The organism is uncultured Thiodictyon sp. (genome assembly GCF_903828115.1).
Classification (GTDB): domain Bacteria; phylum Pseudomonadota; class Gammaproteobacteria; order Chromatiales; family Chromatiaceae; genus Thiodictyon.
Genome location: NZ_CAIKKU010000157.1, coordinates 1 through 2,384, shown reverse-complemented (window position 1 = coordinate 2,384; position 2,384 = coordinate 1). Strand labels below are relative to the sequence as shown.

4 protein-coding genes are annotated in these 2,384 nt (G+C 66.3%); all 4 read left to right on the top strand.

Annotated elements, in window-relative coordinates; genetic code table 11:
- Positions 1-115: 115 nt before the first annotated feature.
- The 4 genes from QZY48_RS05720 (at position 116) to QZY48_RS05705 (ending at position 2,146) form a co-directional block, all read left to right on the top strand.
- On the top strand, positions 116-307 hold the full coding sequence (locus tag QZY48_RS05720) for a hypothetical protein (protein WP_295428879.1): 192 nt from the start codon (positions 116-118) through the stop codon (positions 305-307).
- Positions 308-610: a hypothetical protein gene (locus QZY48_RS05715; protein WP_295428877.1), complete on the top strand. Its 303-nt coding sequence runs from the start codon at positions 308-310 to the stop codon at positions 608-610.
- Between the two features lie 790 nt (positions 611-1,400).
- Entirely contained in the window at positions 1,401-1,775 is a 375-nt protein-coding gene (locus QZY48_RS05710) for a transposase (RefSeq protein ID WP_295428875.1), read from the top strand.
- Positions 1,776-1,822: 47 nt separating this feature from the next.
- Positions 1,823-2,146, top strand: coding sequence for a transposase (locus tag QZY48_RS05705; protein ID WP_295428873.1), 324 nt, complete (start codon positions 1,823-1,825; stop codon positions 2,144-2,146).
- Positions 2,147-2,384 lie beyond the last annotated feature (238 nt).

Below are 2,384 nucleotides of genomic sequence, written 5' to 3'. Positions count from 1 at the left end.
TCGCCCATGGCGATACCCTCATCGAGCCAGAGGATCATGTCATCCTCTTCCTGGCGAGCAAGGATCTGGTAACCAAGGTCGAACGCCATTTCCAGGTCGGTCTGGCCTTTTTCTGATGCGCGCGCTGCTTTCGGTCGCCAATGTTCTGGGGCGCCTGCTGATGATCTTCGACCTTGCCTATCTGATGCTGATCGTCTACGCGGTCGTGTATCGCGACGGCACCCTGCTCACCTTCGCCGTCAGTCTGGGCGCCTGCCTGATCGCCGGTGGCGCGCTCCCGCTCTCGACCCGACGGTATCAGGCGTAATTGAAGGCCCGCGATGGCTTCATCCTATTCATCTCGGCCTTCAGTGCGGTGATCGCCTGCATCAACAAAATGGGCCCCGGACTCGGACAGGTCGGCCCATCGAGCAACCATGCCGGCCTGACCAACGACGAGCTGTCGGTGTTGAGCTTTACCATGCTGCTTGGCCGTAAGCGTTCGGACCCTCCCCTTGAGGACGTGAAGACAGACGGGCTCCGCTATGGCGAAGTCACGTCCTCAACGATGCCAGCACACGGGTGCTGGCCGGAAGCGACCAGACGGGGCGATGCACCTCTCGCACGATGACCTGACGCAGATCGCTGAATCCGTCCTCCAAGAACTGGAGGAGCGGCCGCTGCGTGCGCGATCGGTGAAGCGGTTGGCGGACCTGAAGGAGGCGCATGAGCGTCTGGGGCAGAACCCGAGCAACCGTTCGCGCCCTCCAAGCAGTCGCGCGCCCTGGGGACGGCGTGGCGCCAGCGGAAGGGGCTTCGGACCGCGCGCAGGAGCCGTCCGAGGAGTCGCGCGAGCCGGCAGATCTCGACGCGCCCGATGCTGGGACGCCGGACTCTCCGGCGCCGAAGAGCGCCACGGACACGGCGAAGAAGCGTCCTGGTCAGCTTCCTGGTCGCCCCGGCCACGGACGCACCCAGCGCCTGGCGGTGCAAGAGGAGCGCCATCATCATCCGGAGGTTTGTGTTCTCTGTGGTGAGCCTTTGACGGCGAGCCACAACGCGCGTGCCCACCGCGCGCATGACGTCATCGACCGGATCCTGCCAAGCGGTGAGCAGGCGGGGCTTCAGGTCATCCAGATCAAGCCTGTCTATCAGGCCCGCCGCTGTGAGTGCGGCCACGGGACGGCGGCGCAGCCCGCGCATCAGGGATGCGAGGACGAGTGGACGGTGGCGCTCAGCGAGCGGCATGTGGCCGGTCCCCTGCGGGTGGTCCTGATCTGTGCGCTGGCGCTGCGCATGCGCCTGTCGCGTCGGCGCATCCAGGAATTCCTCGCCGACTGGCTGGGACTCTCGCTGGGGCTATCGACCATCAAGCAATGCGGACAGGACGCCGGACGCGCCCTGGCGCCCGTGGAGGAGCAATGTGGCTCGCCGAGGTGCGCAGCAGTGAGCTGCTGCACGCCGACGAGACCAGCTGGATCGAGAACGGTCATCTGCTGTGGCTGTGGGTCTTCGCCAACGCCACCACGACGCTTTTTCGCATCGGGCGGCGCTCGCAGGATCTGCTCCAGGGCGTGCTCGGGGCGCTGTTCGACGGCTGGCTGATGAGCGACGGCGACTGGGCTTCTCGCGATGATGACCAGCGGTTGCGCTGCCTGGCCCATCTCCTGCGCAAGGCGCGCGGGATCGAGGAGAGCCTCGACCGCTCGGTGGCCGGCTTCGGACGGGCGTTGCGCGAGCACCTCGAGGCGCTCATGGAGAGCGTCTACGCCGCCCGCGAGGGGCCACCCCCGTGACCGTTACGCCAACAGCACGCCGCCGCGCTCAACGCCCTCTTGGCGCTGTGCCTCGCCCAGTCCCCGCATGCCAAGACGCGCGCGCCCGCGAGTGGCTCAACGACTGGGACACCTTCTGGGTCGTGCTCGACCATCCCGATCTGCCGCTGACCAACAACCGTGCCGAGCGTGCCTTGCGCCACTGGGTCATCGCCCGACGTATCGGCGACGGCACACGCAATGCCCAGGGCTCGCGTGTCTTCGCCACCCTCGCCAGCGTGATCGAGACCTGCCGTCAGCGCGGGCACTCGCCCTGGACCTTGATCGCCGAGGTCATGCGCGAGCGCCGTCAGGGGCGACCGGCTCCCATTCTGCCGCCCGCGGCAGCGTGAGAGCAGGGGGAACGAACGGATACGCTTGGCCGACTCGAAGTCTTCTCGCTGCCGATCCTCTTTACGCCGATGTTCTGGCGGAAATAGCTGAAACTGACCACTGTAAAGACGGAGACAATCCCATGGACCCAGCGGTCCAACGCTGCAAAAACATCTATGCCATCGACCGTTGGGGCGAGGGGTATTTCGGCATCGACGCCGCTGGCCATCTGTGCGCACGTCCCGATCCGCAAGGCTC